This is a genomic window from Bacteroides sp. AM07-18 (assembly GCF_003602695.1).
Classification (GTDB): domain Bacteria; phylum Bacteroidota; class Bacteroidia; order Bacteroidales; family Bacteroidaceae; genus Bacteroides; species Bacteroides uniformis.
Genome location: NZ_QTLM01000032.1, coordinates 1 through 6,352 on the forward strand (window position 1 = coordinate 1; position 6,352 = coordinate 6,352).

The following is a 6,352-nucleotide window of genomic DNA, read 5'->3' on the forward strand; positions in this document are numbered from 1 at the left end:
TCCGGAAATTCATATCTGAATGCTATCCCGTCATCGAATGCTCTTACAACTAGGTTCACTGTTCTCTCCTTCCCATTCCTTTCCACCAGGGGCACTGTCATCTCGTTGCAGTAGTTCCTCGCTCTGCGGACCTTCCCCACTATCAGCTCGTAGGCCTCGTCTATTTTCCTCCTTTGTACCTTTCCCGCCTTGAGCCCTGCCCCGAACTCCCCGCTGTCGAACTCGAATCCCAGCCTTGAGTCCTCCAGCAGCTGCTGTTTCCCGTATTTCACGCTGTAGGCCACTTTCTCAGGTGCTATGTCCAACACAAGCTTCAGCTTCCCGTCGGGAGATGCCACAGAGAACTTCTGCTGGGCTGAAGTGGTACCAAGGCAGAATAGGAGGGCACATATAATAAAAAGTTTTCTCATTTTTATAATAATATATTTAGTTAGAAAATACAAGCGGAATTTACATTTTTCAAATTCCGCTTGAAATATGATAGTATTATTTAGGGTTTTGTACTAAATTAGAATTACGTTGTAGCTGATCAAATGGTATTAGCATGAGATTACGTTTTGTATCATTAGTAGGCTGGTGTTCCCACCAAGTACCTTTTGTGAAATTATTATCAAAACGAATAAGTTGACTTCGACGTAAGCCTTCTAATGCAAATTCTACACCAAGTTCTTGAAGAAAACGACCATATTTTACTGGAACTCCATTACAAATTGTGGTAGCTTCTAATTCTGAACCGGTTAATTCATTGGTTGTATCGAAGTTTCTTCTACGTACTTCATTTACTAATTCGGCAGCTTCTTGTGAGCTACCTCCTGTACGGAGTATACATTCAGCTTTCATCATTAATACTTCGGCATATCTCATAATGACATAATCATTATCAGGAGTACCTGTTGCACCTATTTTGATTTCATATTTGCCAAAACGATACCCTTGATACATGGTAGCATCTCCACTAATATTAGTAACATCTTTGGTATAACTGAGCAGCATTTGTGGGTCTCCGCACCAACCATTTGTCCATAATGGAGTACCATCAAGTGCATATTGTTGTCCCATGCGCCATGTTTTTTCTAAACGCTTATCACCTTCTATATAGTTATCAAAGAAAGTAGGAACTCCGACGCACCCACCATCAAGCCAAGTGGCTTGGAGGTTGAAAGTTTGCATTTGAGAATAGTGTAAAGTTTTGCGTGCCCACATATAAATTTGACCACCTGATTTGGTTTCATCGAATGGAATTACAAACATTGTTTCATTACTCAATTCGTTATTTGTAGAAAATGGGAGTGAATAATCTCCGTCTAGTCTATATTTATTAGTAGCAATAATTTCATTGCATAAATTTTCACATTCATTATACATGGGAGTTCCTATCCATGCTTCAGCATTCAAATATAGACGTGCCAAAAGCATTTTTGCGTTCCATTTATTAAAACGTCCATAGGTGTTTAAGACATCTTCACTTAAGTTATTGATATTATTTTTTAATTCCGACTCAACGAATTCAAAAACTTTAGACCGTGGCTCTGTTGCTGGTAAATAACCATCAGGAACATCAAATCGATCAATAATGGGAACATTACCAAAAGCTTCTAGTAGTAAGTAATAATAAAATGCGCGAGCTACTTTTAATTCTGCAATATAATTTTCTTTACCATTCATTTCTATTGTTGAATTTTCAAATTGGTAAAGAACTCTATTAGCACTTGAGACACCTGAATATAATGCATTCCATATATTGTTTAGATGTGCATCTTCTTCCATCCAAGAATGTTGGTGTAAGCGAATATAAATACCTCCATCATACCATAAGCCATGATTTTTAACTGGAGTAACACAAACATCGGTAGTTTCTTCTAAATCCCACCAGTTTGAATGTTCTGTTAAGGTACGCATACTGGAATATATGGGAACCATGGCTGCCAAGAATTCAGATTCAGTTTTATAAAAGTCTTTTTCAGGGATGCTACTAAAAATTTCTTCATCCAAATTGGTACAAGAACTGAATAAAGAGATAACAGCTAAAAATGCACCAGTAATATATTGTTTTTTGAACATTGCTGTAATTTTTTAAGGTTAAAATAAAAGATTTAAGCCAACAGTGAACTGACGTGTAGTGGGATATAACTCGCCTGCACCAGATCCTTCAACACCAGGAGCAAGTCCTTTAATACTAACTTCTGGATCTAGTCCTTTATAACCAGTCATTGTGAGTAAATTATTGCCTGCTACATATAGACGAAGACGTTGAATGACTTTTTGTTTTTTAAGATTAAATGTATAGCCAACATTTATATTATCCAATTTTACATAATCACCATCTTCTACATAATAACTTTGCATAGCAGGAGCACCTTTTACATATGAATTACTACCAAATGGTTTTTCCAATACTGAGCGAGGTAGATTGCCTTCTCCAATACGTGAGGTTGTTTCCCAATGCATACGTTGGCGGTTCAAGACTTGAAAATTGAATGCACCGCGGAACATAACAGATACGTCGAAACCTTTATAGCTTAATGCTAAATTTAGACTTCCATAAGTTGTTGGAATACCATTACCAATAACTTTTTTGTCGCCATCATCAGCATCAGTCAATAATTTGGGTTGACCATCAGCACCATATACCATCCATAAACCATCAGATGTAAGACTATGAGTCTGGAAACCATGGAAATTACCAACGGGATCACCTTCTCTTACTATGTGAGTATGGGTTTGAATTGGTGAACCGGTAGCTCCTTCATACCAATAATCTTTTTGATAAAGTCCATTTGATAAAGAAATGATTTTATTTTTGTTATAGGAAAATGTTCCTGTAATGTCAAAACGTAAATCGCGTGTTTTAATAGGAGTACCACTTAATAACAATTCGATGCCTTGATTTCTAATTTTTCCAACATTTGCCATCATACTTGATACAATGTAAGGTGGAGTTGGTACTTCATAGGTAGAAAGTAGATCTGAAGTTTCACGGTGATAAATATCAATAGAACCAGAAAGTCTATTTTTTAGGAATGAAAAATCAAGTCCCAAATTTAACTCACTCTTCGTTTCCCATTTTAAATCGGGATTAGGATTTTGGTATGGACCTGCACCTTGTGTCCATTTTCCATTAATATATGCATATCCACCATAATTTAACAAATACATGGATAGTAAATTAGATGTGACTTCATTACCTGTAACGCCATAACCTATGCGAACTTTTAAGTCATCTAACCATTGGATATCTTGCATAAAATTCTCTTTGCTAATGCGCCATCCTGCTGATATAGCAGGAAACCAACCCCATTTATGGTTATCTCCAAAGCGTGATGAACCTTCACGGCGTAAACTGGCCATAAACATATACTTTTCATTGTAATTATAAGTCAATCGACCAAAAAATGAAATTAGTTTATGAGTATTTCTATAACTGGTCATAGCTGCCTTATTATCCTTCATATCATTCATAGAACCAATATTCCAAGGTCCAAACATATCTGTTGGAAAATCTTTTGCCCATTGATATATACCTTTAGCATCATCATCTTGGTAACTATAACCTATCATGGCACCTAGATTGTGTAAACCTAATGATTTGGTATAATCACCTACCAATTCTAAATTCTTTTGCATTGTATTATCAGCCCAATTCCAAACATTACCATAATCTCCGTTTACCACAGTAGTCATATGTTTAAATGTATTGCTTTTATTCTCCATGCGATCAAAACGTTGCATAGCTCCCATCACACTTAGATTAAGACCTTCAATTGGTGATAAAGTTATTTTCCCGCTCATCATTAATTGATTGTATCCTTCTACATCATATTCTTCATTAATCATGGCAACCGGATTATAAGGTTTAAGATTTACTTTATATTCCGTATAATTTCCATTTTCATCATAGATAGGGCGGGTAGGATTTTCTAATAAAGCATTTAAATAGGCTGCATACCATGCACGTTGTTGGGTGACATAACTATCATTGATATTGAATTGAAAGCGTAATTTATTATTGAACATATTATGATTTAGACCTATTTTAGCTGTAATAGATTCACGATCTGTATGACGAATGACACCTTCACGTTTGCGATAATCTATGGAAGCTACGTAATTGGATTCAGCGCTACCACCTTTCAAAGAAAGAAAATGATTGTGGCTGATAGCTGTACGACTAATAGCGTCCACCCAATCAGTGGTAGTTCCCTCATCTTGAATACCTGGAAAATCAGGATCATCTGTTAATCTACGATAATCATTGGCTGTTAACATATCAGCATGTTTTGCAAATGTTTCAAATGAGATAGATCCATTATACTCCATGGAAAGTTTAGTCGCTTTAGCACGATTGGTAGTAATTACAATGACACCATTTGTACCACGAGTACCATAAATAGCAGCTGCAGAACCATCTTTTAGCACATCTATAGATTCTATGTCTTCACTTGAAATAGCTGTTAAACTACCACCTGGAATTCCGTCAATAACGATCAATGGACTAGTATTACCAGATAATGAATTAACACCTCGAATAGTCATTTCGAGTCCTAATACAGGATCACCAGTATAATTTGAAAGTTGAAGACCTGCTACTTTTCCTTGAAGGAGTTGTTCGGGACTTTTTACCATCCCGGCAAGAAAATCGTCTTTTTTTACTGATGTAATAGCACTGGTTACTTCACCTTTTTTCATGGAACCATAACCTACCACTACCACATCATCAAGCTGAAATACATCTTCTTCAAGAATGATGTTTAAAAAAGTAGTTTTATCGTTAGTTGGAATGGTGCGAGTAATGTATCCAATATAACTTACTGTTAATGTACTGCCAGGTCTTAATTTTATCTCAAATATTCCGTCAATATTTGTTGAAACTCCATTACTGGTGCCAGTTTCCAATATTGTAACTCCTGGTAATGTGTTGCCTTTTGCATCTTTTACGACACCTTGGAAGTTTTTGGTTTGTGCAATAGCTAATTGACATATGCATAACATATATAATATTGTCATTAGTCGAATTGTATTGGACAAAGTCCTTTTTTGATAAAAATTTAGCATAGATTCAAAGTGATAAAATGTTTAGATAAATAATTATATATTTCTCAGAGTATTTTAAAAAGGTCGTACAATTTCTAGATCGTCTACTGAAGGTAATGTTGGAAATTTAGCATGTGGTTCAGTTTGATACCAAAATACAACAGAAGAAATGTCTGATTTCTGATCGAGATATCGGCCGTCGTTACGCCATCCAAGATCTTGAATTGTAACTTTTAAATCCTTTTCAAAACGGATTGGATCAAGTATGTGCCAACGATACATGCCAAAACGTTGTTGTGAACGATAAACTCCATCTGGGCGAATAATCTGATGTAATCCTGCATAAGGAGTAGTGAATTCTTCATATTGATGCGTCGTTTTATTTTCAAAGTTGTAAGATCCGCAAAAGTAATCTTCTGTACCAGTACCGCAGATTGTCGGAAATTTCTTATCACCATCCATGAAGAATTTAATTTCACCTTCACCCCACCAACCGTTATTATTCACTTGCCAAGCAATATATGTACCAACGTATTGTCCTTTACCTTTAATACCATCAACCAATACATGGTCAGAATTTATATTAGGATTTGAGCGACGGAATTGTGCATGAAAATAAGCTGCATCCTCAGGAACTTCTGTTAAAGTGTAGTTTATTTGGTAATAAACTCTCATTTCATTATTGGGGTCAATGTTTTCCATTGTAATTTTACATTTTTTGCGGAAAGGCATTTGCCAATAACAATTGAACGCACTACCAGGGTTTACACAAACTGCTAATGAACTTAATGGAGAATATAGTCCCCAACCACTGCAGAAAAAATCACCTATAGGGCACTCTACAGAAGGTTCTTTTTCATCATCCCAATAAAAGCGAATAATTGTTTTTCTCCATTCACCTGTTGGTGTCATCCAAATTTGTTGTATAGAACCAGGGCCTTCGATTTCTGCTAAAGTAAAAGTTTCGTTAGGGCCAATGTTTACATAAGGATTGACTTTCCAGCCTTGCCCTAAAGTTTTAGCTGCATGATGTGCATTAGCTTGATTTATTTTTTCTTTATCTGTAATTGGATCAGCCATACCACCTTTACCTTTCTCACCTGTAAAGTTTTCAGGGCTGATGGAACGTGTCTTGGCATTGGATAAGCGATATAAATTACCCATATTCATGTCAAGTCCATTAAAATTTTGAGCGTAAATGCTTATAGTTGCCATACATAAGGCTGCTAAGATAAAAAATTTGATTTTCATGGTTTAAATAAATTAATTGGTTTATATACTTAGTTAATGGTTTCAGCAAGTTTTGCCAGTTCAAGATATT

General features: G+C 35.8%; 4 protein-coding genes. All 4 read right to left on the reverse strand.

Annotated features, from left to right (window positions below; translation table 11 throughout):
* On the reverse strand, positions 1-410 hold a 410-nt coding region (locus DW096_RS18935; protein WP_233555740.1), incomplete at its 3' end, for a glycoside hydrolase family 97 N-terminal domain-containing protein.
* Between the two features lie 76 nt (positions 411-486).
* Positions 487-2,061 (reverse strand): RagB/SusD family nutrient uptake outer membrane protein, encoded by a 1,575-nt coding sequence (locus DW096_RS18940; RefSeq protein ID WP_005824689.1) that lies wholly within the window; start codon positions 2,059-2,061, stop codon positions 487-489.
* A gap of 18 nt (positions 2,062-2,079) precedes the next feature.
* Positions 2,080-5,004 (reverse strand): TonB-dependent receptor, encoded by a 2,925-nt coding sequence (locus tag DW096_RS18945; RefSeq protein WP_227238601.1) that lies wholly within the window; start codon positions 5,002-5,004, stop codon positions 2,080-2,082.
* 102 nt (positions 5,005-5,106) lie between these two features.
* Complete coding sequence (locus DW096_RS18950; RefSeq protein WP_005824687.1) at positions 5,107-6,282, reverse strand: glycoside hydrolase family 172 protein; 1,176 nt, start codon at positions 6,280-6,282, stop codon at positions 5,107-5,109.
* Between the last annotated feature and the right edge of the window lie 70 nt (positions 6,283-6,352).

Coding starts and splice junctions, on each gene's coding strand:
- DW096_RS18945 (WP_227238601.1), bottom strand. CDS start 5,004: ATGACAATATTATATATGTTATGCATATGTCAATTAGCTATTGCACAA.
- DW096_RS18950 (WP_005824687.1), bottom strand. CDS start 6,282: ATGAAAATCAAATTTTTTATCTTAGCAGCCTTATGTATGGCAACTATA.
- DW096_RS18940 (WP_005824689.1), bottom strand. CDS start 2,061: ATGTTCAAAAAACAATATATTACTGGTGCATTTTTAGCTGTTATCTCT.